The sequence below is a fragment of the Vibrio sp. 1751 genome (assembly GCF_033339895.1).
In the GTDB taxonomy this organism is placed as follows: domain Bacteria; phylum Pseudomonadota; class Gammaproteobacteria; order Enterobacterales; family Vibrionaceae; genus Vibrio; species Vibrio alginolyticus.
In genome coordinates, this window is record NZ_JAWOVM010000043.1 from 1 (window position 1) to 23,027 (window position 23,027).

17 protein-coding genes are annotated in these 23,027 nt (G+C 45.8%); 7 read left to right on the plus strand and 10 right to left on the minus strand.

The features are described 5' to 3' along the window. Window positions 1-750 precede the first annotated feature (750 nt). The 3 genes from R7041_RS14155 to rbsK form a co-directional block, all read right to left on the minus strand. On the minus strand, window positions 751-1,770 hold the full coding sequence (locus tag R7041_RS14155) for an aldose 1-epimerase family protein (protein WP_258512425.1): 1,020 nt from the start codon (window positions 1,768-1,770) through the stop codon (window positions 751-753). Window positions 1,771-1,818: 48 nt separating this feature from the next. Next, on the minus strand, window positions 1,819-3,147 hold the full coding sequence (fucP, locus tag R7041_RS14160; RefSeq protein WP_258512424.1) for an L-fucose:H+ symporter permease: 1,329 nt from the start codon (window positions 3,145-3,147) through the stop codon (window positions 1,819-1,821). 82 nt (window positions 3,148-3,229) lie between these two features. Beyond that, window positions 3,230-4,159, minus strand: coding sequence for a ribokinase (gene rbsK, locus R7041_RS14165; RefSeq protein ID WP_005397555.1), 930 nt, complete (start codon window positions 4,157-4,159; stop codon window positions 3,230-3,232). 215 nt (window positions 4,160-4,374) lie between these two features. Here rbsK and deoC point away from each other — a divergent pair, with 215 nt between their 5' ends. After that, complete coding sequence (deoC, locus tag R7041_RS14170) at window positions 4,375-5,034, plus strand: deoxyribose-phosphate aldolase (RefSeq protein ID WP_258512423.1); 660 nt, start codon at window positions 4,375-4,377, stop codon at window positions 5,032-5,034. A gap of 43 nt (window positions 5,035-5,077) precedes the next feature. Continuing rightward, complete coding sequence (locus tag R7041_RS14175; RefSeq protein ID WP_258512422.1) at window positions 5,078-5,914, plus strand: DeoR family transcriptional regulator; 837 nt, start codon at window positions 5,078-5,080, stop codon at window positions 5,912-5,914. Window positions 5,915-6,390: 476 nt separating this feature from the next. Here the strand turns inward: R7041_RS14175 and R7041_RS14180 are convergent, their stop codons facing one another. Both R7041_RS14180 and R7041_RS14185 read right to left on the minus strand, forming a co-directional pair. Then, window positions 6,391-7,944, minus strand: a complete 1,554-nt coding sequence (locus R7041_RS14180; protein WP_213916529.1) for an AbgT family transporter — start codon at window positions 7,942-7,944, stop codon at window positions 6,391-6,393. Next, the gene (locus R7041_RS14185; RefSeq protein ID WP_005397570.1) at window positions 7,944-9,098 is read right to left on the minus strand and encodes a M20 metallopeptidase family protein; all 1,155 of its coding nucleotides are present in this window, start codon (window positions 9,096-9,098) and stop codon (window positions 7,944-7,946) included. The genes R7041_RS14180 and R7041_RS14185 overlap by 1 nt, the downstream gene beginning before the upstream one ends. A gap of 255 nt (window positions 9,099-9,353) precedes the next feature. Here R7041_RS14185 and abiEi point away from each other — a divergent pair, with 255 nt between their 5' ends. Together abiEi and R7041_RS14195 are read left to right on the plus strand one after the other, a co-directional pair. Then, a complete protein-coding gene (gene abiEi, locus R7041_RS14190; RefSeq protein ID WP_213916544.1) occupies window positions 9,354-9,893 on the plus strand; it encodes a type IV toxin-antitoxin system AbiEi family antitoxin in 540 nt (179 codons plus the stop codon). Then, the gene (locus R7041_RS14195) at window positions 9,886-10,809 is read left to right on the plus strand and encodes a nucleotidyl transferase AbiEii/AbiGii toxin family protein (protein ID WP_213916531.1); all 924 of its coding nucleotides are present in this window, start codon (window positions 9,886-9,888) and stop codon (window positions 10,807-10,809) included. Before abiEi ends, R7041_RS14195 begins: the two co-directional genes overlap by 8 nt. A 347-nt stretch (window positions 10,810-11,156) precedes the next feature. Here R7041_RS14195 and R7041_RS14200 read toward each other — a convergent pair whose 3' ends face one another. The 5 genes from R7041_RS14200 to R7041_RS14220 form a co-directional block, all read right to left on the minus strand. Continuing rightward, a complete protein-coding gene (locus R7041_RS14200) occupies window positions 11,157-11,777 on the minus strand; it encodes a hypothetical protein (RefSeq protein WP_213916532.1) in 621 nt (206 codons plus the stop codon). Continuing rightward, entirely contained in the window at window positions 11,774-12,934 is a 1,161-nt protein-coding gene (locus R7041_RS14205) for a tyrosine-type recombinase/integrase (protein ID WP_213916533.1), read from the minus strand. The genes R7041_RS14200 and R7041_RS14205 overlap by 4 nt, the downstream gene beginning before the upstream one ends. 247 nt (window positions 12,935-13,181) lie before the next feature. Then, complete coding sequence (locus R7041_RS14210) at window positions 13,182-14,456, minus strand: hypothetical protein (protein WP_237309409.1); 1,275 nt, start codon at window positions 14,454-14,456, stop codon at window positions 13,182-13,184. Continuing rightward, window positions 14,449-17,382, minus strand: a complete 2,934-nt coding sequence (locus tag R7041_RS14215; protein ID WP_258512419.1) for a site-specific integrase — start codon at window positions 17,380-17,382, stop codon at window positions 14,449-14,451. Before R7041_RS14215 ends, R7041_RS14210 begins: the two co-directional genes overlap by 8 nt. Continuing rightward, complete coding sequence (locus R7041_RS14220) at window positions 17,357-19,003, minus strand: site-specific integrase (RefSeq protein WP_258512417.1); 1,647 nt, start codon at window positions 19,001-19,003, stop codon at window positions 17,357-17,359. The genes R7041_RS14215 and R7041_RS14220 overlap by 26 nt, the downstream gene beginning before the upstream one ends. 727 nt (window positions 19,004-19,730) lie before the next feature. On the opposite strand from R7041_RS14220, the gene R7041_RS14225 reads away from it, so the two are divergent. The 3 genes from R7041_RS14225 (at window position 19,731) to R7041_RS14235 (ending at window position 22,551) form a co-directional block, all read left to right on the plus strand. Further along, complete coding sequence (locus R7041_RS14225) at window positions 19,731-20,144, plus strand: UPF0158 family protein (protein WP_005397605.1); 414 nt, start codon at window positions 19,731-19,733, stop codon at window positions 20,142-20,144. 344 nt (window positions 20,145-20,488) lie between these two features. Beyond that, window positions 20,489-20,776, plus strand: a complete 288-nt coding sequence (locus R7041_RS14230) for a hypothetical protein (RefSeq protein WP_203346708.1) — start codon at window positions 20,489-20,491, stop codon at window positions 20,774-20,776. Window positions 20,777-21,204: 428 nt separating this feature from the next. Further along, window positions 21,205-22,551, plus strand: a complete 1,347-nt coding sequence (locus tag R7041_RS14235; protein ID WP_203346707.1) for an ATP-binding protein — start codon at window positions 21,205-21,207, stop codon at window positions 22,549-22,551. Window positions 22,552-23,027 lie beyond the last annotated feature (476 nt).

The window sequence follows — 23,027 nt, forward strand, 5'->3', positions numbered from 1 at the left end:
GTGTGCGATGGATGTAAACTACTTAAGCAAGGTTCTCAGAGCCCTTGAATAACGGGGATGTTCATGCGATTTCCGTGGGTTGCCGCCTTCCTATCCCAACTGCGATTTCTTTCACCAATGGCTCAACATTGAGATCTATTGGTGAACATGTCATCTATCACTATAACCTCAACTGTTCGTTTGTCCAGTATGAAAGTGCGGCTTTATTACGCTAGTTTGACTGATCTCGCATCATTTTTTCTTCTCTTCTTTTCCTCTCTTGTCGTGCCATCTTGACGATATGAGGGTGTCTCAGTTAGCGGACTTGTCGATGTCAAAGTCGGCAATCACAACGTATATTTAGCCGTGCAGATGGCCGTAATGCTCCCCTTCCCCAATAGTCAAAACCCTTGGGGGTGATCGTTGGTGATCCTTTTTTGTCTTCGATTAACAGAGTGTTAGCGTAGCCTCTGTCTCAGTGGTGAGACAGAAGTGAGACACTTTTTTGTTGCTTTTAGGCCCCAATAGGTTGGGAATACGAACCTATTGGGGCCTAAAGTATACCGCTCAAGGAGCTCCCTTCCTCAGTAACGAACGTCCTGCCATTTAAACTTTATTTCGCAACGTAATGTATGATTTGAAATAGTTTAAAGTATTGATTATTAAGTTATTTGTCTATTGATGTGAGCCTGGGTGCCGATCGCCAGTTTTGATCGATTGTAAGGTAAGCAGTTAATTTTTCCCCACATCCAAGCACCATACCTATCTTTATCACTTCGTCTGAACAATACCTGTCGTGACAGTAAACTCTCTTACTTCTTTTGGCTGTAAATGAATCAATGTTCCATTTTCTTTAGCAGACAGGTAACCTTCTGGCCGACAGGTTGCAGGCAGGACGTAAGCCCCTACTTTTTGGTCTCCATTGTACAAAATCCAGCGTGTTGCGTAGTTGAGTTCCGCAGTATTGAATCGGGTTATTAATCTTTTTCCATTCGCTATATCCACTTCAAACTTCGCCTCCTTTGTGTACTGAGACAAATTGTCCATAAAGTAGACGATTTCAGGATCGTACATTTCTGGTGTAGTAAGCTGCTCAATAGGTGACGCCTGCATTTTTAACGCTTCATTGAAGTCGAGCCATTGTGGTGTTGGTTTTACATGGCTTGGGATAGATTCACGTAACTTGACAGCACTGGCGGGTATGTTTTGCACCATCTTGGCTTGTGGGAAGTATGCCGTATTCATGTGGCACATATACTGAAGTGGCATAGGAACCGATGCTAAGTTCTGGACCTTCATCTTAATCTCAAATATAGAGGCATCTTTCTTGATTGAAACTGAGGGGGTGGCCAGATAGTGGTTGCCAAAGCCCATTACATATTCATATTCACCAGTTATGGTGATTTGATGCTCATCGATTTCTAACCATGCTTTATCCATATTCGCACACGGCATTTCACCATGCAGTGGGTGGTCGTCTTCTGGGCTAGGACAGCCGTTACGAATTAAGCCTGAATGAAAAGCAAAGCATCCGTACGTAGCCACTATTTCATTACTTGGTTTTGGCTCTGAGAACATATTCTTCATACACAGATCTTCACCTAAGAATTGTGCGTCCCAAATCATTTGGCCCATATAGGGAAGAATAGTCAGATATCCTTGCGTATTTTCAATCTTTAGAGCTTCAATCCCTGATTGATATTTAAACCCTGAGACTTTGAAGTGTTCAGATTGAATTAAGATCTCTTCTTGTTGTTTAAACTGTGCTTTGCTTAATGGAATGGTATACATGATCTTATCTCCAGAGAGGAAGGCCACTGCGAAGCGGCCTTTACGATATTAATTGGCTTGTTCGGTTAATGTAGATTGCAGCTCATTTTGTTTTTTGTGTTTCATTTCACCTAAGAAGTAGTAGCCAACGTAACCAAAGCAGATGAAATTCACCAAGAACGATAACTGCATACCAACCACATCAGCCGCAAGGCCTTGTATCGCCGGTACGACTGCTGCACCAACAATAGCCATCACAATTACCGCGCCCGCTGTTTCTGTGTACTCGTTATCTACCGTATCTAGTGTTCCTGCGTAGATAGTTGCCCAGCAAGGACCAAACAGAATACTCACACCAACGGCTACGTATACGGCACTGAAATCATGAACTAACGACACATAAGCTAAAAACGCCATGCCAATCACGGAATAGGCAATAAGTACCTTCTCAGCTGAGAATTTAGTCATCAAAATATTGGCGATGAATTTACCAATGAAGAAACAGACAAAGGAGTAAACCATATAGTTGGAGGCGGCACGTTCGTTGATGTCAGCCATCTCTAGCGCTAAGCGTATTGTGAACGACCAGACCGCAACCTGCATCCCCACATATAGGAATTGAGCGATGATGCCTTTTTTGAAGCGGTTATTGGTTGATAAGTACTTCAAGGTTTTACCAATTGAAGGCGCTTTTTTGCCGTTTTGTTGGACAACTTTACATTTAGGATATTGAGTGAACATGAATAGTGCTAGGACACCGATCAGAATGAAGATGATATATTTATATGGCTTCAGTGTATGTTCGAGCATCTCTAGACGGAAAGCATGAATTTGCTCCGAGGACATGGCTGCCATTTGAGACTCTAAACTCGCTCCTTCTTGGAAAATGAGGTACTTACCAAGTAAGATGCCCGCAATAGCGCCGACAGGATAAAATGTTTGGCTAATATTCAAACGCAGTGTGGCATGTGATTTTGGTCCTAGCATTGAAGAGTATGTATTCGCAGCTGTCTCAAGGAAAGAAAGACCAACAGCGATAGCGAAGATCGCTGCAAGGAACATGGTATAGGTTGCCATATGAGAAGCTGGGAAAAATGCCGCGCAACCAAAAATATAAAGTGATAAGCCAATCATAATGGCAACTTTATACGACGATTTCTTGATGACGAGGGAAGCGGGAATGGCAATTAAAAAATAACCACCATAAAAAGCACTTTGTACCAATGCACTTGCAAAATTGGATAACTCAAAAACAGACTTAAATTGAGTTATGAGAATATCATTTAATGCTGCCGCACATCCCCATAAAGGAAATAAGCAGGATAATAGTATAAATTGAAATATGGGTGTTTTATCCAAGTAGCCATCAGAGCCTTGAGTGGTATTATTTTTTATCATGGTAGGGTTCCTTTCGGTATTAGTTATCTGTGGCCCATTAAAGATAATGAGCCATTTTTAATTATTAATTCAGACCGTTAGACTATTTTGAGTGCTTCTCTTCGAACTCTTTGAATTGTTCGATACTTGGATAAGAGAACTGCGTCCCTTTTTCTGTCACACTGAATGCCGCAAATAATGATGCTTTTTCGAGCGACTTTTCTATATCACCAGTTTGCATAAAGTAGTGAGAGAAGCTGCCAATAAATGCATCACCGGCACCACTGGTATCCACTGCATTTACTTTGGTTGGTTCAATAAACACATCTTGGCCGTCTTTGCTTAACCAAAGCGCACCTTTTGAGCCCATTGTGACGATGATGTTGTTCAAGCCTTTATTAAGAAGGATCGTTGCTGCTTCTTTTATCTGCTTTACAGTTTCAACTGGTTTGTTCACTAAAATTTCTAGTTCCGTTTCGTTAGGAACAAAGAAGTCACAACGGCATGCATATTCAATATCAAGTTCGGGGACTGCAGGGGCAGGGTTTAGTAAGACAGGAATATTATGCTTGTTGCCAAATTCTATAGCGGCGTATACGGTTTCAAGCGGCACTTCTAGCTGAAGTACAATCAAGCTACATTCAACCAATGTGCTTTCTGCTTTGTCTATATCAGCGGGCTTTAGAAAATCGTTCGCCCCCTTGATGATCAAGATAGAGTTTTGAGACGTTGAGTTAACAAATATCGGTGCCACACCGCTTGAAGTCTGAGGGACTTTACTGACATATTGAGTATTAATGCCATAAGATTGAAAGTTTCTGATGGTATTGTCAGCAAACATGTCGTCACCTACTTTGGTTACCATCACAACATCAGCGCCCATTTTTGCAGCCGCAACCGCTTGATTTGCACCTTTACCACCACAGCCCATTTTGAATGACGGGGCTTCTAATGTTTCCCCCTCTTTTGGCATACGATCAGTATATGAAATGAGATCGACCATATTAGAGCCGATAACTGCAATTGTTTTCATTTTCAATGTTTCCTATCGTTGTTATAAAATTAACATTAATCGATATCCATGAGTGATTGCTGAGATCTTAATCACTTAAATGATGCTTTTAGTGGTTTCAAAGTGTGGAATCATATGTTTCGTCACACTTTTAGGTTATTATTTGAACATTTGTTCCTTTTTGTGTTATTTAAGTAACATTGTTTGTTCTCAATATTAAAAGACGAGGTAACCTTATGAATCACTACATCGATCACACACTGTTATTAGCGAACGCAACAACGGACCAAATCAATACTCTATGTGATGAAGCTCATGACCATCAGTTTTTCTCTGTTTGTGTGAATCCGCGCTTTGTTGAACACTGTGCGCAGCGTCTAAAAGCATCAAATGTGAAAATTTGCACAGTTATCGGTTTCCCATTAGGAGCCAATACGACAGCTGTTAAAGTATTTGAAACTCAGAATGCCATCTCTCTAGGTGCTGACGAAATCGATATGGTCGTTAATGTCAGCGATGTACTGGATGCCAAATGGGGAGAGGTTGAGCGGGAAATTTCGGCAATTAAGGATGCGTGTGGACAAACGCTGCTCAAAGTGATCTTTGAAACTTGTTTACTCACTAACGAGCAAATTGTTGAGTTGTGTCACATCTGCAAGCGTGCAGGGGCAGATTATGTGAAAACCTCAACAGGTTTTTCTACTGGGGGGGCAACTGTTGAGCATATTACGTTAATGCGTGATACTGTTGGCAACGAAATCGGGGTAAAAGCATCTGGCGGCGTTCGCACACGAGAAACGGCACAAGCTATGATTGACGCAGGTGCTTCTCGAGTTGGTGCGAGTGCCAGTGTGAGTATTGTCTCGGGTGAAAACCCAATAACGAATGGTTACTAAGAGCAAGAAGCCTTTGGCTGTAACAGGCCGAAAATGGAGAAATATGGTTACAAAGCAGTTAGAAAGACTTCGACGAATTGAAGCATGCCTAAAACACTGCGATAAAATTCATTTGAAAGAAATCGCCCGTCTTTTAGAAGTATCAGAAATGACCGTTCGTCGAGATTTAAGCTCCAATGCTGCTCATTCTTTTCCCCTTGAATACTACGGCGGATATATCCGCCGTGGTAATCCAATTGTGTATGATGAAGCTTCAGAAGGTATTGAAGTAAAACCTTCGGAAGCACTTTCGCCTGAGACTGTATCTCAGAGATCTAGCTCTGTTACTGCTTTTTCGCCAGTAAAAGTCAATAACTATATTTCGGCCGTTGTCTCTGATTTTATCGAAATGAATGATGTAGTGTATTTTGATAACGGAGTTCTAAACGCTGATATCATTGGCTCTATACCCGATCATATGAAATTTACCGGGGTTACAGCATCTTTAAACGTTTTTTTAGCGCTAAAGAATAAGCCCAATTGCAAAGCAATTTTGCAAGGAGGCAATTATAACGCGGTGCATGATATTTTTATTTCAGCTTCTAATGACATTCTCACGCCAATGGTCTTTCAGAAAGTCTTTATTTCATCTGTCGGTGTTCATGACACGTTTGGTGTGACGACTTCTGATATGTTGGTATCAAATATCGCCAGTTTAGTAATGGAGAGAAGTCTTAAAAAATACTTAGTAGCAGAAAAGAAAACCATCAATCAAGTCACTACTTATAAAATCGGTGACTTAATGGATTTTCATTATCTAATTTCTGATGATGTCTTACCACAAAAGCTTGAAACCGCGTGTGCTGAAGCTAGGCTGCAGGTCCTAACACCTACATCATGATGTTCAATCAATAAACCGGTTCTGAGTGACACTCACTCCCGAAGAGTTTGGTAAGTTTTGTCGCCGCCATGGTAAATAAGAAAGTATGCGTGGTTGTAAGGGTTAGCAAAATCGGCGTAAACCATCGCCCGATGAGGGCGGTGATATAAGTCGAAATTGCGATAGCAATTTAAATTGTCTATGTTCGAATTTCTGTAACGAAAACCAAGTGTAGAAAGTAAAACCGATTTTTAACTAACTGACCAAGAAGACCCCGCATAGCCTAGTTGCAGAGTGTGGCAAGGTAACCGTTATGGAGCAGCAGTTCGAAACACCAACGCGGCTGGACGGTCGTATCTGCTTGCGGAGTCTTGTGTAAGACTCGGTATATCGAGCAATAGCCTACGAAACAAGAAACATCGCCTAGTAAGGCGGTGAGAAGTCACATATAGAAAAGAATGAGGGCGAAGCCCTCATTCGTTATGAGCGGTATCTGATCAATTAATATACATCGATACGCCTGGACCAACATCGAGACCAAGACCGGTCCACAATAGTAAGAAAGCTGTCCAGAATACAAGGAAACCAATCGCGAGCGGCAACATTGTTGCCATCAAGGTTCCGATGCGTAATTCAGGCTTGTAGCTTTGCATATAGACCAATGCGACACTGAAGTACGGTGACATTGGAGAGATGATGTTCGTTGCACTGTCCCCAATACGGAACATCGCAAGCGTGAATGCCGGTTCAATATTCAATTGCATAAGCATTGGAATGAAAATTGGAGCAAACAGCGCAAACTGCGCACTTCCACTGGTCATGAAGACGTTACAGATACAAGTGATCAAAATAAAACTGATGATCAGCGCATACCCATCAAATCCTACTGACTGTAAAAAGTGAGCTCCTTCGAAGGCGACTAAATTCCCAATTCCCGTCCATTTAAAATACGCAATAAATTGAGCGATAGCCAAAAATAACACCAGTGTGGTCGCAAGAGCTTTCACTGATTCCGCCATCAGTGCCGGGATATCTTCTATTTGCGCTATTTTCCCAACGGTTTTTCCATAAATAACCCCAATGCCTAGAAAGTAAAAAAACATGAAAGGCACTAGGCTTTTGAGAAACGGTGATGGAATTAAGCCACCATCGGCATTTCTTAGTGCAGAGGATTCAGGTAAAACCAATGCCATCACAAACGCGAGATAACCGAGCGTAAACCAGGCGACACGCTTTAAGCCTAACTTTTCCTCTGAGGTCATATTGACGTCAGCCGTTGGCTGCTCTTTCTGCATACTGGACAATGGGTGTATTTTGTTCAGACGTGGCTCTACCACTTTATCAATGATGAGCGTTCCGACAGTCGCTAAGATAAATACTGAAGAAGCGACAAAATAGTAGTTGTCTACCGCACTGACGTACGCGTCAGGGTCAACGATGCGAGCGGCATCCGTTGCAATCCCCGCAAACAGGGCATCACCGACGGTGATAAACAAGCTTGCATCAAAGCCGGCGCCAGCTGCCGCATACGCTGCGGCAGCCCCGGCTAATGGGTTACGACCAACGCTATGAAAGACCATTGCGACTAATGGGATCAATATGAGGTAATTGGCGTCAGAAGCGATAGAGCCACAGATACCGGCAAGAAATACACAAAACGTCAATAAGTGGCGCGGCGCTTTGGCGACGGTCTGTGTTAGAAGAGTAGACAGAAGACCAACTCGCTCGGCCAGGCCAATACCCAGCATCACCGTAATAATGGTGCCCAGCGGCGGGAAATTGACAAAGTTTTTCACGAAATTCGTGAACATGTAAGCGATCCCATCTCCAGACAGCAGAGACTTGATCGGATAAGTTTCGGCAGTCTTAGGGTTATAGGTGTTGATACCGAAATAGTTTAAGACGGCTGAGATCACCATAACAAAGACAGCGAGATAGACGAACAGTAAAAACGGGTGCGGCAATTTATTCCCCGTCGCCTCAACCCAGGCTAGAAAACGGTTGTCTTTAATGGTTTCGGGTCTTGGTGATAGTTTATCTACGTTTTCCACTATTTATCTCTCCCTAGATAAAATTGTGCTAAATCCATATACACTTGTCTCGCTACCGCGATGTTGTTGTCGTTGAAATCGTAATGAGGATTATGCAAATACGCGGAATCTTCGCCATTACCGATAAAGAAATAACAACCGGGTCTTTCCAGCAGATAAAAGCTAAAATCTTCAGCCCCCATCGTTGGCATGTAATCTATTTCGAGTAAATTATCGCTATCAAAGCTGTCCTGACATGCATCAATCACATCACTGGTTTCTTGACGATGGTTAACGAGGGCAGGAATCGAAAGTAGGGTGGTGAGTTCGTATGTACAATTGAATTGTTCACAGACACATTTCAGTGTTTTTTCTATTTCACGGACCAATAGTTCATCGGTGTCTTTATGATCGGAACGTACACTTAAGCTCAGTTGAGCGTCTGAACCAATCACATTGTGCCCCTGCCCCGCATGGAATTCTGAGACAGTGACAGCGGCGGAGTTCAGAGGGGATAACTTTCTAGAGACGACGGTTTGGACTTGAGTCACAAAGCTTGCGCCAGCAACAACGGGATCATGTGACAAGTGAGGCATGGCTGCGTGCCCTCCTTTGCCAGTAATGTTGATGGCCAGGCTAGTGTTCCCACCCATCGCAGAGCCCGACTTAACAAAGACCAGCCCTTGTTTAAAGCCCGGTCTATTATGGTAGCCAAAGATCTTATCGACTCGAGGATTTTCAAGAACGCCGTCATCAATCATGGCTTTGGCTCCAGCACCGCCTTCTTCTGCTGGCTGCATAATGATCACGATGTTCCCACAATACGCATCCTTGTTAGCCATGAGAGATTCAGCCGCGCAAAGCAAGCTCGCGGTATGCCCATCATGACCGCAAGCGTGCATCTTTCCTTCATTCTGAGACTTATGCTCAAAGTCATTGAGCTCTGAAATCGGTAGCGCGTCTAAATCGGCGCGAAAGGCTATGGTTGGGCCAGGCTTATTGGTATAGAGCACCGCTTTCACACCTGTTTTTCCTATCCCCGTCGTCACTTCGTAGCCTAGATTGGTTAGGTGATCAGCCACCAACTGACTTGTGTCGAATTCCTCATACTTCAGCTCTGGATTTCGATGAAGGGTTTTTCTTATCTCGATGTACTTATTGATATCTGCATTCATATTTATTTCTGCATGTTGATTTACTGTTAATTTTGTTGCTCATGAACAGTAATTCATGTGGGTGCAGTTAACAATGTTTCATATGTCACAGTTTTGGAAAACTATCTCTGCAGTCCAGCGATTTACTTAAGTGTTGTTTTTGGAATTAAGTAATGAGCTATACTGCTTAAACCTGTAATACCCTGCTACTTGTTGATTTTTTGGTAAGTGGATGGTTATACTGCCTATAGCTGTAATAACTATAGACTTAAAATGATGAGGCAAGAATTAGCGATTAACAGACTTAACGATCTAGATTCAAAGGGTCGGTATGTCTTTTTACACCGAGATTTAGCCAAAATTTTTCACGAAGATTCCACTCGGTCATTGAACGATAGCCTAGCTCGCCTAGTAAAAACAGGATTACTAGAGCGACCAGCGAGAGGGGTCTACGTATACGGCTTATCAAAAAACAAAAACACCTCGAAGACAATTGAGCTTATTGCTATCGCTCTTAGAAGAGGCGAGTACAACTACGTAAGCCTCGAGTCGGCATTGTCTTCTTACGGGGTTATTTCTCAAATCCCAGTAGACAGACTCACCTTGATGACAACAGGGGCTAAGGGAACATACAAGACAAATTACGGAGTAATCGAATTCACTCATACAAAACGATCAGTTTCAGATATTTTAAGTCAGGTGATCACCATCGATAGGCCGCTTAGGGTTGCATCAAAGGCTGCCGCATTAAGAGATTTGAAGCGCGTGGGTCGTAATACGCATTTGATTGATATGGAGGCGATGGTAGATGACTAAGGCGAAAGAAGATTTTGATTTGTTAGTGGAGATGGCGCTCGCTCAGGGTGGCACAAAGGATATGCGCCCCGTTATTGAGAAGGAGCTCCTTCATTACGATATCTTGTTTGCATTAGATGAAGCGAAGTTGCTAGATCGACTCGTTTTTCAAGGCGGTACTTCTTTACGCCTATGTAGAGGCTCCAACCGATATAGTGAAGACTTGGATTTCGCTGGCGGGAAAGATTTCAGTAGTAAAATGTTAATTGAAATGAAGGAGGTAATCGAAAAATACATCGGTGAACGTTACGGGCTTGAGGTGACAGTCAAGGAACCAAGCTCGCTTAAGAAAGATCCGAAGTATGCTGAGCTGAATATTGATAAATGGCAAATTGCGGTAGTGACTTCGCCGGAGCAAAAACACTTAGCTAAACAGAGAATTAAACTTGAGATAGCAAATATCCCTGCCTACACTAAGGAGCCATTACCTCTGGTTCAGAACTATGACTTTCTTCCGGATGGTTACTCATCAACGTTAATTTACACGGAGACTCTTGATGAAGTGATGGCTGATAAAATTATCTCTCTTCCTGCTACACAGAAATACATCAGGCATCGAGATGTTTGGGATCTGGTGTTTTTGAAGCGAAATGGTGCTGCGCTGAATATTGATTTGGTGCTCCAGAAAATCGAAGACTACAAGATCGAAGGCTTTAAGGATATGCTAGATGCTCGCATCTCTTCACTTAAAGAGATTGTGTACGGTGAAGAGTTTTCAAAAGAGATGGAGCGATTCTTGGCTAGAGTGACCTTTGATGGCACGTTGGCTACTGATAAATTCAAATCCTACATGTTGGCAACTCTGACGAAAATCCTTACCGACACAAGAAAGGCGTTGGAAGGAGCAGACTCAGAAGAGCCAGATTTTCCCATGTAACCGAAATTACGTGGATAGTAAATACAGTTATACGCCATATATGTTGGCGTGGCGGTGCTTATAGCAGCTCTTAAATACATCTTCTTAGATGGCTGCCTGGCCTATGATTGAGCAGTCTTACGTCAAATAAAAACCACTTATCTGTTACCGTCGATTTCAAATTGCTCCACTTGGGGCAACAATATCCTGAGCCTGATTTTATAAAAGCGGTCCTTCTGAAGGTAGTTGACACTGTCGTGCTCCCGTTTTATTTAGAGCACCGATTGGTTAGTCGGTGCTCCCTCTTACTTCTTTCCTTTCTATTGTTGGTCACCGGAGTGGGTTGCGTTTTTTATTGCTTGCTGACCTCAGTGTGGTGAGGGATAGCAACAATGCCAAAACTGAAATCCCAATGCCTTAAACGGCAGAAAGGGTTGGTCACTGCAAACCACCACCCACTGAGTTTCCACATCCATGATCATCACCCATTGTTCGCCATACCCGACGAGTCGTTCCGGATCATAAGACCGTTGCTCCATTGCAAGGCTCATGGCCTGGGTTAAGCGGAGGTGTTGCAGCCACAAATCTCCCTGATTCACCGGATACTCTCGGCAGCAACACGATGCTGACGCGAGCCAAAACTTAATCAATGGCAGATCGGGATAGTGTTGGTGTAACTCAAGATCAAAATAACAATGGCGCTGACAGCCAAAACACGCGGTTACGTGCTCATTGAGGGCATGAAACAAAGTGCTATCGTGTCGGTATTGCTGCCAGCAACGCTGGGCATACAGCGACAGGCTGTCTTGCAAAAGTGCCGAAGGTTGCAAATCAAAGGGCGCTTCGGACTGCCACCAAAGCCGTTGTACATCTTGAGATAACCCGCCTAATGCGATGATGGTCAGCGTATTGTCATGCGCGTGTTGAAAATCAAGCAAGGCATGAAGCTTATCCCATTGCGCTTCAAATGAGAGAGTATCATTCATCATAGTCCCTCCTGTTTCATCAGCTCATTAAACGCACTGCCATCGCTTCTTGATGCATTGGCCACATACGGGGCATAGACTTTGAACAATAAGCTCGTATCACTGTGCCCAAGCATGTGCGAGATATAAAGCGGGTTTTCGTGTGCGGCGATATGAAGGACGGCGGCGGTATGTCTGGTTTCATAGGGGCGTCGGCGTTTAAGGCCCGCTTTTTCAAGCGTTGGATACCACAGTTTTTTGCTGACAAAGTGGGTGTCGAGTGGCTTTCCTTGGTGGGTAAACACAAAAGGCGAGTCATCTGTTTTTTGTTCTTTTAGACGGGTAAACACCGCTAGCAGGGTGTCACACATTTTGAGCTCTCGGCGTGATTTGGGGGTTTTCACGTCCCCCAGTTCGCCATTAACCATATTCTGACGAACACAAATGAGGCGGTGCTCAAAGTCGATGTGCTCCCAATGTAGGCCATGAATTTCACAACTGCGGATCCCGGTCCAGAATCGGACGATAAAATAGTCACGCCATTGGGCAGGTACTGTCTCCAGAAAATGCTGAACCTCCTGTATGGTCATCGGATGAGAGTCGGCTTTTTCTTCTTTGAGCGTTTTATAGCGGCGAAGCGGATAGGTAAACTGGTGCTCATCTGCGGCGAGGCCTAAAATGGAGACCAGCGGCCAAAAGATGCCGTTGATACGTTTGTTGGAGAGCTTACGATGGCCCTTGTCGTCCCGTTGGTTGATGAGTGTTTCTCGAAAGAATTCCACATTGGCGAGCGTCACTTCATTAATGAGCGTGTTGCCAAAGTTGGGGATCAGATAACGGTCTAAGGTGTTACGCACTGTTTGTTGATAGCTGCTTTTCCATTTGCCTTTTTGGCGGTCAAACCACTCGTTGGCGAAATCATCAAAAAATGGATAAAGACGGTCGGGGTGCTTTGCTCGTTGCAGCGCCTCAAAAATCCGGACCTTTTTGCTTTCGGGAAAATAGTCGCGATATTGGAAGGTGTTCAACGCGATCTCAGCGTTCATTTGCTTGAGAAGGGCTTTGGCTTGACTGAGGTTTTTCGGGGTCGCCATTTGCTTTGTGCCTTCACGAAAGCGGCGGCCGTACAAATGTAGATCGAATTGAATACGCCCGTTTGGGCGAATACGAATGTGCGCCATGCTGGCCTCCATCAGTGTGGTATCTATAAATAGATCTGTCCCTGACCGATGGAATTCGTTAGAATCGTGCCATCGGCTGGGTCGGGTTAAACGTCGAGCAGCCGGTACGGGGTAGGGAGGTGGCCGCCTTCCTATCCCAACTGCTTATCTGATTTTCAAAGAGTGCGTTTTTAGCCACTATTGGTGAAAATCTCATCAATTACCATATCAGATGCTGGATGTTTGTCCAGTACTTTTGCGACAAATGTTAAATGTCGTCATAGCCAACCATGTCAATCTGAGCCGTTTCATCATCCACTTTGCCTTCGAGCTGCGCCTCGAGTTTGTTTTTGGCGTCTAGGGCCAGTGAGAGCTTGTCGGGCGCGGGGGCGACATCATCGACGTACGCGTAAGGGTGCTCGCCTTTCACATCATTATAAAAGCCAAGCTTATACACGCCTTCGCTCGCATTTTTGAGTAGCGCAAGTTTGATCTGCTTAGCCGACGTGATGTCCGTTATCCGCACTTTCGCCAGCTCACTTAAATTGATGCGATGCACCATGTCGTGTTTGTGTTTGATGTCTTTGACATTGAGAAAGGCATTTTCGCCGGTCTCCAGCGTCAGGCCGGCGAGCATCACACGATCTCGACTCACCAGAAGCAGCGCTTCATTGGCTTGTTTCACTAAAGCCATGGCGCGGTAGCTATCGATTTCTTCTTTAAACCGGTGGATGTCGACTACGAGACGAAACTCGGTTTGATACGCGACCTCTTGCTTTTTTTGATACTCGCGTAGCGACTTGAGTGAACTGCTGAAGCAGCGCTGACCATCGGAGAAGAGGGCACACTCGTCATCGGTATAGATCTGGATCTCGTCAGAGTCCGTGGTTTCGCACAGGTGTCTTAGCGTATCCACGCTTTCTTTGTTGAGCAGTAAGTTACAATTTGGCACAAATTCCTCGGGCAGCGCATACGAGTGGATGTTGCCACCACGCTCAATACGAATGCTGGATTTCCCCTTTTCTAGCTCATACGCATCAAATGGTCGATAAGTGTCAGCGACATCGAGCGTGTTTAATATCTCACGGGTGGGCTCACGATGACCGCTGGACTCTTGAATTGGCTTAAAAAAGGTATCGTGATGACGCGCAAAAAAGGTAAGGTGCGCATCTAACGCGTCAATCGACTGAATATACAGCCGCGATTTTCGTTCGGTCAGGGTGTCTATTTGCGGCAGGGTGCGATATTGATCGTAGTTTAACTGTATCGTAATGGTCTGCTTTTGCGCTCGTAGCGGACTTTGCAATGCCCAGTATTCTTTAAAGCTGCTGGCATTGAGGCTCCATTGGCCAGGTTTGAGTTTCCAGTCGCGCTCTATCGGCAGGGTGATGTATTGAAGCGCATCGAGAAGGCCACCGATCACATAGGCATGAGTTTTATCAATAATAAACGTGAGCAGAGCCGTAGAGTCGCTTTTGGCTATGGGAGCAAGGAGATGCTGGAGATTATCATGGTGCTTTGGGTCGATAGATAAACTAGGCATAGACGGCATCCTTTTGTTTGTTATGCGTGAGGTGATCGAAATAGGTTTGCAGTGAGTCTTGTAAGTCCTGCGCTGGTACACGTGTGTGAACCGTAATAACCAGACGAGTATCGCCGGCCGGCACGATGAGACGTTTGACGCGATCGTGTGGACGCGCAAACTCAGCGTTGAGCTTGTCCAGCTTCGGGCTGCGTGCTTTTTGTTTGCGATTTTGATACAGCGTGAGCTCGGCGTTGCAGTGCTGAAGTGGGCCGTGATGGAACAAGGCCTGGTAGGCTTTGCGCGTTTTGTCATTGCAGCGACAGTCAAAGGACAGCGTCAAATACGCTTGACCATCTTGCGCTTTTGTCGCGCCTACCGTGGCGCGGCCCAGAGCACGAAGCTGCGTTCTGGCTTTGCGGTCAAATCGAAACACGTCACCTCGCGCCATCGCGAGCCATTGCTCACTGAGCGTGAGGAACGCGACCGGTTGTCCTGGACGTAACGAGAGCGAACGCTTGGTGAAGGGTGAAAACGGGGTAAGGGCGTGGGATTGCGCATCAAGTGTGCTGAGCCACGCTTTGATCAGCGTATTCTCATCCCAGCACGGCGGATTAGGTAACGCCGCGCTGCGATAAGTGGTGATGTCCTGGCTAAGGGCTTTGGCCTGGCGCGTCGTCGAGTCACAAACCAGCGTAATGAGCTGCGCGTCACGCAACGAGAGCGAACACCGCTTTTTTTGCTCATTGCTCATCAGCGCGTAATTGGGCTCGAGCGTATTCAATACGCGCGAGATATCGTTAGAACTCGGTGACATGCCGAGCAGATAGCGAAGTTCATCACGGTGATACACTCGCCTGTGGGGAGAGATGAGCAGCCCCACCTTGACCATGTCATGCAGGTAGTGCTTTCGAGTCGTGCTGTAGTAACTATGACCGATTTCATCGCCAATAACGTCCAGTAAAATGCCATCATTGACGTCATCAAAGGCGCGTCCCTCCAGCCAAAAATCGAAGCGGGCCTGGCATGCCTGTGGGGTGAGCAGGCTCAGCGTGGTGGATTCAAGAATGCCTTGAAGGTGCTCGCTGCTTCGTTGGTAGGCAAGATGCAGCCCTTGCAGGTAGAGAAGCTCGGCGCCGCTGTGCCTTAAATGATGAAAACGGATCTGTGGGCCAAAGTGCGCTTTAAGCCTCTGGCTGACAGGGTAAAGGTAATAGTGATCTCGCTGCGCGAAGCTTTCCCCCACATAACCGAGCAGCGGCGTGTCGGGAGGGCACTGCGCTTTGAGCTTAATGACGGCGCGTATCAGTTTGGCACAGACCTCAGGTAGGTAGGCATGCGTGATGCGCGTTTTATTGCCTTTGGGTGCCCCTTCCTTGGTGCGAGTTATGATGAGCTCAAAGCGCTGTTTGTCATGCTCATGATAGCTGATGTCACCAAGGCGAAGTCTCAGCATTTCTCCCCGTCGCAGCATCGCATAGTAACCCAGTAAAACGGCAGTGGCGGAAAACAGGCCATCAAGAGCGCCGCTTTGATCGTCACGGAGCAGCGCCATAGCCACGTCGTGCACCTCTTGGGCACTGAGGCGAAAAGGGTCGACTTGGCTTGGCAGTGTCGGGCGCTCAAACTGCGATAGATCAAGGTGATCGGTGAGCTCAATGTGTGTCATGAAACGCAAAAAATTGAAGAGATGCCAAGGGGTCGTCTTGTCCGTTATCCGTTCAAACTGATCACGAGCCCAGCGAGGCAGTGCTTCAGGATCGCTGGCGTCTTTGAGTGACAAAGGCGAAAGCTGCGAGTAAAAATTGGTATAACGGTCGATGGTGTCAGCCCCAAGCGTCTTTTTGATGACGCCGCCTTCACGATGCAGTGAGTCCGCAAAATGATAAAAAAACCATGGCAGGACATTGTCACTGCCCAGTGTGGGCGGTAATCGGTTTTTCTTGCTTTGCGGCTTTAAGCCACGAATAAGCGTTTTGTGTGGCCATGAACGGGAAGCGGAAGCGGGGGAGCTGGCTTTGCCCTCTGAAGGTGTTGATAGGAGGGGAACCCGCGCGCTCGGGGACGGCGTAGAGGCCTTTGTGGACGCACGTGCCTGCCTTTGATGCGCACACTCAAGTGTCGCGACGTGACGCTCAGGATCGCTAAAATCACGCAAAAGAGGCACGGGAAGGGCGTGATGGTGATACCAGATGGCCTGAAAGAGTTTATGCCAGTCTTGGTCTGATCTTGGCGGCATGCAATAGGGCACGCCTTCGCACCAGGCATTGAGCGCACGCGTGAGTCTTGTCGTCGTAAGGTGTTTACAGAGAGGGTGAAGATAAAAGGATTGTAAGACTTTGTAGGCAAAGAGGCTCAGTGGATAGCGCGTAAAGCTCGGTTGCTCTTTGCTGGTAAAGTTGGCCAGTGCTTGCGTGTGTTCCACGGTGAGTGTCATGCGACCTTCAAACCATTCAATGGACTCGGGAGAGGTTAAGATGCGCTGCCAATATCGTAGGGGCAGTGGCGCCACCTCAATGTTAAGCACCAGCAAAAGCCAGCCCATTTCCTCCCAGCGCTCACGCACAAAAGAGGCTCGCTGCGCGTGATAGGCGTGCAGGAGCGAACTGGCGGCCGCGCTTTGTTTGAGAATGGAGAGCAGCCATTGCTGCTGGGTATCCTTAAAGACGGGCGTTTGTACGGCCGGTAGCTCCCACTCACAACGCTCTTTGAGATAATGCAGGGTTTGATCGAGCGCTGCCTTGAGGTGGCGCTGACGACCGGTGACAAATTGACGGATACGAGTATTGAGAGCGTTAAGCTGCGGCACGCTGAGCGCACGCGTGGGTAATTCAAACGCTTCAATCTGTTCACATACCCAGCAAAGATCCGCTTTTGCGGCGCATGGCAGCCCCAAATTATCATGAAACTCGGCAATCGCGTCAGCGCGCAGCGTGGTGTGTGACATCGTACTCCTCCATCGGCTCAGATAGGTGCAAAAAATCGGGTAGCTTATCGAGAAAGCGATGCAGCTTGCGCTGCTTGGCGGGAAACAGCACATCGCTGCCGAGCTGCTCGCCGAAATTTGCATGCCCCATGAGCCTATCGATGTCTCCGGCGGTTAACACAGGATCAAGCGAGCTCAGTGCATGCTGGGCAAAAAAATGGCGAAGCTGATAAGGATCGACACGCTCGCTCGGGTTCACGCTCTGCCACGTTGAACTCATAAACTGGCGAAGTGATTGGGCATTGAGGTGCGCAATACTCATCGCCTCGGTCACGGTAAACCAAAGGTAGGGACTCTCTAACGCAACCCCTGTCATGTCGGCCAGCTGGCGCTGCAGGCTGAGATAGCGACGGAGGGTACGTTCAAAGGCGGGGCATAAATACAAGGTTCGATAAATGCCTTTATCGAACACCAGCGCTGAACGCCGATCAAAACACAGCGCTTTCTCAAGCGAAATCGCGTGGGTGGGCCGAGTCCCCGTGAGCGCGATCAGTAGCAGCGCCAGTTCATAAGCGCGGAAGTTGTGAAGCTCACGCAGTGAGGCGGTGGTGTGTCTTTTTTTCTCCAGTGCTCGGCCTTTGTTGGCAAGTCGGGCGAAAAATTGGCGAACGTCATTAACCAAAAGCTGTCGAGTCGATCCAATCGGCTGAGCCGGTATCGGAAGATACTCGCGCGTCGAATCAGTGATCGCGTAGCGAAAGGCAACAATCTCTCCGGGCGTGGCCAAATAGGCCGGAACCGATGACTGGGCTTTGAACAGCGGCGCATCGTTGCCGGTGACGGGCTCGGGCGCGCAAAACAGCGCCAGTAAGTCACTCGGCATGGCTTGGTGCAGCCGAGAAAGATAGCGACCTTGGGCATGAAAAAGCTCATACCGAACGGCGTTGGTATTACTGCTCTGATAAGCGGGCGCGCTATTATGATGCGGCGACTTGTCCTGAAGTGCGCTGTATTTGGTGCACACAGACACGTGCGGATCGCGATGCAGCATTGAGTCAATATAATGATAAAAATGATCGCGCCGCATCATGTCGTACCCCTTTAAGGCAACGGGCGTGCGCCATTTTGTCTGAAGAAATCTCAAGAACGCGCGTTTTTCATCCTCACTCATGTGCCACGCCTGGCTGTTCGCCTTGGTGTGGGCGAGGGCACCCACGAACCAGTGATTGAGACCGTTTGGGATGGGCTGCCAGCGCCATTCGGTGCCTTGCGGTGTGCGATGGGGCATCGCGTATTCTACCCAGCTGGGCGCGGTTTTTCGTATCTTTCGCAGGCGATACGCGTCGCAATCGTCACGGCCACTGACTAAGCGAAGATCGGGGATATCTTCAATCGAGTGGCAATGAGGCAAGCGATTGATCAGCCACAGGTAGAGAAAGAGCAGCAGCGCTCTGTCCAGCGGAGAGATTTTCTCGGTATTGGTCAGGTTGGCATCAAGGTGGGGGGCAATCTGAACGGAGAATCGCTGTTTGAGACGTATAATGGCGGCCAGCAGCTTTAAGGCGTGACGTTTCGCATTCGGGGCGACCCCTCCTGCGTTTCGTTTTCGCTCCGCTTTTCTTCGTTGCTCTGAGTCTCTCATCGATCGATTGCCTCTGGTTGTCCAATACCAAGCCTGTTGCCTCCAGAGTCCAAAAGGAGAAGAAAGCGTCTCACATCGTCACGCGGTGCTTTTGGCCACTGGTATGTTTAGAGGACTGTTTAATTCTATATATGGTGTGTCATTTGTGTTTCGCGCCCAATATATTGGGTTTTATTATAGGCGTATTGGTGGGTTTTTCGTCAAGGGAGGAACGGGGAATAATAGCACGGACAATGTGCGATTGATCTCATATCTGAGCAAAAGTGGCTTCAATATTGAGAGGTTGTGGCAAAAAAGGTGGGCCTGGCGCTTTTCTTTGGTGGGGACTTTAGAATCATCGAGAGATCACCAGGAGGCCACCATTTGGGAGCTGAGATCGGTCGCCGTTGCACGTGATGAGAGTCAGCGAGGAGGGGAAGTGGTATGAGTAATAGTGGAAATAGGGGCCTGCCTACGTTGAATGGTGTGAACGACATCTTGTGAGCATTGCCTATATGGGTGTGGGCATCGTAACCGTTGTGACTCTTGTCTTTATGGTTTATTTCAACAAGGAAGAAAATATTTTTTTGCTAAGTCGATGCCGATGATTTTATGCATGAGTCATGGTCTTCTCCTTTTGCTGCAGGACCTGAACACTCCAAGCATGGCTTATGACCATGTGAAGTGGTAGGGGGAGACCATCTCATCACTTAACGCGTCTATGTGTCAGGAAGAAATGGAGGTCAATATGCCGGTAGATCTTAATGACTTGGAAATGGCAATGGAGTTTGTTTCTGGGGATTTGAGTTTTGGTGCTGAGGCGTATTTGAATACGCAGTCTGGGCAAATTCACTACATTGGTGATGGCGTAGATGAGGTTGTACCTGACGATATCGAGGACTCAGATCATTACCTTTGTATTCCGAGTAAGTGTGATTTAGGTTTAGGTCGAAGAACCGTTCTAGAATTTGTTTCCCGAGAGTTGCCAAGTGAATACGATTTGATATCTGATTACTTCAGCCGAAAAGGTGCTTTTGCTAAATTTAAGCATCGTTTAGAACAAATTGGCGCAACAGAGCAGTGGTATCAGTTTCAAAGCTTAGCCACAAAACAAGCTCTGAAAGATTGGTGTGAAGAAAATTCAGTTACATATGTCGCTTAACACATCAAATGCTTTAAGACGGATTCGCAACGCTCGGCGGTTTTGGCTTGATTTGGCTTTTGTGTTTACGGTGCAAAAATTAGGGTTTGTGGTAGCGTCGCTCACCACTTAAGCGGGCTATGACACAGTTTCACTGACGTCCGGAATTACGGATAATTTTCAGTTGTTGAAACCTGCATCTTCAAGTTGAACGGGTATAGAAGTAATCCAAATATCGTATCGCTGTGTATGCTTTAAGCAAGAAAAGGTTAACGGAAATCGGTCACAACAGACGAAGTTGATAGGTTTTAAGATGAACTACTTTGCAAAGGCTCCCTTCTAGGTAACGTAAACCTGGAGGGTAAATGAAAAAACTGAAGCAACAGTACCGAAGCCGAGACAAGGAGTATGGGCATTATTTGTGGGATGTGTATCCTCGTGTACGTAGTGGGACTCATAAGCACTTTTCAACCAAGCAGGAAAAGAGTTACTTTTTCCTCCATGAAATCGAGTGTCGAGAGTACCCAATAAAACTGAGAGCAGCTAGAGGAAAAGCACTAGCCGACCCTTGGGATGATTATCCAGCATGCGTATATGACGTTGCGAAGTGCTGGAAGCATAATTCAAAAAGGCGTCACCAGTACTACAAATAAACATCATCGAGCCTCGCTAATGCGGGGCTTTTTTCTGTCCGTCGGCGTGTTCATTAGAGTCTGCTAGCTCGGATTTGCCTCAAAAGTTGTTGGCCTAATATTTATGCAGTACACACTTCTCTTGCCATTAATTGGCTATTTTTTCTAATGATTGGATATGGTTATTATTTAATAAGGATGTAGTTCTACTTTTGCCGTGTGAGTCGGTGGCGATTCAAGCAGTAGAACATCGGATTCAAAGCTAGCGGAATCAACATTCCAGATTGACAGCTAGTAAAATCAACAATCCTTAATGCCTGAAGACCGCTTCATGGCCTTTTGGTTACTGTAAAAGAATTTACTGTAACTTTTTTTACAGTAACCCAATTTACACTAAATACCTCATGCTCTATTCTATTGCTAATACGTGAAAGCAAAAGTAGAAAGCAATGAAAAAATTTTATAACCGTCAGAAGGAATTAAAAGCTCTACAAACTGTTTCTGAGCAGATAGTAGAAACAAAGGGGCAACTTAGCGTAATGGTTGGGAGAAGACGCGTAGGTAAAACCCGTCTTTTAAACGAAGCTTTTCACCAAGAAAATACCAAATTCCTTTACCTTTTCATAAGTCGAAAGAGTGAACGCTCCTTAGTGGCTGAGTTCGCAGAAATCATCAATAGTGAGCTCGGTGTTAAGTTTTTCCAGCCCCAATCACTGCGAGATATCATTGAGTTCTTGTTGGATTATACAAAGCAAAAACCTCTGACAATCATCATTGACGAGTTTCAAGATATCGACATCGTCAACCCTGCTCTATTCTCCGATATTCAAAATTTATGGGATGCAAACAAGAGAGACTCGATGATGCACCTAGTGTGCTGTGGCTCCCTCTACAGCATGATGACGAAGATTTTCAAAGGCAAAGACGAACCTCTATTCAATCGTGATGATAGATTCTTTAAAATTCAACCTTTGCAGCCCTCTTATCTTGCCGAGGTAATGAAAGATCACGATCAATTTGATGCTGAAAACATGCTTCGATGGTGGTGCCTATCTGGCGGGATACCAAAATACCTTGAGTGGTTAACCCGATTCTCTGCTGAGAACGATGACCTATTTGAGGGGGTAATCTCCGAATTTTCACCACTAATAAAAGAAGGAACTCATCGACTCGTTGAAGATTTTGGCTCAGAACATCGAGTGTACTTCGATATTCTTGGTGCGATATCAAAAGGCAATACAAGCCGTGCTCGAATTGAAAACTTCTTAGATATGAGTGTCGGTGTTCATCTGGAAAAGCTTGATGAAGTTTTTGATGTTATTACCAAAAAGCGCCCGATTAGCTCTAAAGAGAACTCACGAGATATTCGTTACTCCATTTCCGATCCGTTTCTAAACTTCTGGTTTCGATTCATCCATGCCAACAAAAGTGCTGTTGAGATGGAGAACTACGAATACATCCGAAGATATATTGAACGAGATTTCACCGTTTACTCTGGTCTGGAATTAGAGAGCCTGTTCGTCGCGATATTGGTTGAATCAAAGCAATTCGGAAAGATTGGTGGATACTGGGATGCAAAAGGTCACAATGAGATCGATATAGTGGCTATTAATGACTTAGATAAGAAAATACTCATTGCCGAAGTAAAGAGACAGCAAAAACGTTACAGTGAGGTCAAATTAGTAGAGAAGTCCCACTGCCTTTTGAAAAAGTTAAATCTAAAAGGTTATGACGTTGAATATCGTGGATTTTCATTGGATAACTTAGTTGAAACAATGAAAGAGTATCAAGCGTAATCAACACCTATGTGCTTGCGAACTTTTTCGCTGTACTCTCGCGATGAACATAAGATCACAAAGGCATTACGATTGACGATTTCACCGACATTGTGATGTTATGAATCCCCAAAAGTGTAACTCTGCTCTTAGTAGGCTGATAAGTTACGGGGGATCTGATTCAGCCGGTTCCCCTTTTTTACTGCCAATAAAATCAATGCCTTAAGCCTAACTCATTACAAAAAACGTAGGGAGATGTAGATTTTATTATTAAAAACAGTGAGTTAAAAGATTAATTTATAAGGCGGCATTTCAACTTAACTTAAGGTTACATTCCTAGCGCGTATACATGAAGGATGTCAGCCTTGCTTTTTTAATCTGCTATTATGATAGCAAATTATACCATAAAACTCGTTAATTTGTCATTATAGTAATAATAACATCACCGTCACGGTGATGGTTTTTTACGTCATTCGTTTTAATGAAGCAATGATTAT

What these genes read in the sequence shown, in the direction of transcription:
- R7041_RS14155 (WP_258512425.1), bottom strand. Translation starts at nt 1,770, where the DNA reads ATGTATACCATTCCATTAAGCAAAGCACAGTTTAAACAACAAGAAGAG.
- fucP (WP_258512424.1), bottom strand. Translation starts at nt 3,147, where the DNA reads ATGATAAAAAATAATACCACTCAAGGCTCTGATGGCTACTTGGATAAA.
- rbsK (WP_005397555.1), bottom strand. Translation starts at nt 4,159, where the DNA reads ATGAAAACAATTGCAGTTATCGGCTCTAATATGGTCGATCTCATTTCA.
- deoC (WP_258512423.1), top strand. Translation starts at nt 4,375, where the DNA reads ATGAATCACTACATCGATCACACACTGTTATTAGCGAACGCAACAACG.
- R7041_RS14175 (WP_258512422.1), top strand. Translation starts at nt 5,078, where the DNA reads ATGGTTACAAAGCAGTTAGAAAGACTTCGACGAATTGAAGCATGCCTA.
- R7041_RS14185 (WP_005397570.1), bottom strand. Translation starts at nt 9,098, where the DNA reads ATGAATGCAGATATCAATAAGTACATCGAGATAAGAAAAACCCTTCAT.
- abiEi (WP_213916544.1), top strand. Translation starts at nt 9,354, where the DNA reads ATGAGGCAAGAATTAGCGATTAACAGACTTAACGATCTAGATTCAAAG.
- R7041_RS14195 (WP_213916531.1), top strand. Translation starts at nt 9,886, where the DNA reads ATGACTAAGGCGAAAGAAGATTTTGATTTGTTAGTGGAGATGGCGCTC.
- R7041_RS14200 (WP_213916532.1), bottom strand. Translation starts at nt 11,777, where the DNA reads ATGATGAATGATACTCTCTCATTTGAAGCGCAATGGGATAAGCTTCAT.
- R7041_RS14205 (WP_213916533.1), bottom strand. Translation starts at nt 12,934, where the DNA reads ATGGCGCACATTCGTATTCGCCCAAACGGGCGTATTCAATTCGATCTA.
- R7041_RS14210 (WP_237309409.1), bottom strand. Translation starts at nt 14,456, where the DNA reads ATGCCTAGTTTATCTATCGACCCAAAGCACCATGATAATCTCCAGCAT.
- R7041_RS14215 (WP_258512419.1), bottom strand. Translation starts at nt 17,382, where the DNA reads ATGTCACACACCACGCTGCGCGCTGACGCGATTGCCGAGTTTCATGAT.
- R7041_RS14220 (WP_258512417.1), bottom strand. Translation starts at nt 19,003, where the DNA reads ATGAGAGACTCAGAGCAACGAAGAAAAGCGGAGCGAAAACGAAACGCA.
- R7041_RS14225 (WP_005397605.1), top strand. Translation starts at nt 19,731, where the DNA reads ATGCCGGTAGATCTTAATGACTTGGAAATGGCAATGGAGTTTGTTTCT.
- R7041_RS14230 (WP_203346708.1), top strand. Translation starts at nt 20,489, where the DNA reads ATGAAAAAACTGAAGCAACAGTACCGAAGCCGAGACAAGGAGTATGGG.
- R7041_RS14235 (WP_203346707.1), top strand. Translation starts at nt 21,205, where the DNA reads ATGAAAAAATTTTATAACCGTCAGAAGGAATTAAAAGCTCTACAAACT.